The sequence below is a fragment of the Bartonella sp. AA81SXKL genome (assembly GCF_042196945.1).
Lineage (GTDB): Bacteria > Pseudomonadota > Alphaproteobacteria > Rhizobiales > Rhizobiaceae > Bartonella.
Window position 1 is genome coordinate 364 of record NZ_JBHIRH010000184.1, and the last position, 426, is coordinate 789.

1 protein-coding gene is annotated in these 426 nt (G+C 41.1%); it reads left to right on the forward strand.

What is annotated here, in order from left to right:
• Positions 1 to 426: HAMP domain-containing protein (locus ACFINZ_RS10470; RefSeq protein ID WP_375701479.1), on the forward strand; the 426-nt coding region annotated here is incomplete at both ends.

Genomic DNA, 426 nt, shown 5'->3' on the forward strand with positions numbered 1-426 from the left:
CAATTATTGTTTATTTGCCTAATGCTATGAAATTTCTTGTTGGGCGGGATTTAGATGAACCAGAGCGTTTTGCAGCGGTTATTCGTAAAGCAGTTATGATTGCTCTCGCAGCAATGGTTGGAGGGGCTTTACTTATATGGTTTTTTGTTGGTAGGCGTGCATTGCAGAGAATTGATCATGTAACAGCTGCATCACAGCGCTTGATGAAGGGTGATTTCAGTGGGCGTTTACCTGTTTCTGGGGTAGGGGATGAGTTTGATCGATTGTCCGCTAATCTTAATGTTATGTTAGACCGCATTGAAGAATTAAATATTGGTTTGCGTCAAGTATCAGATAATATTGCTCATGATCTAAAAACACCACTAACGCGTCTTAGAAATCGCGCTGAAGCAGCGCTTTCGGGGCAAAAGACAAAGTTTGAATATT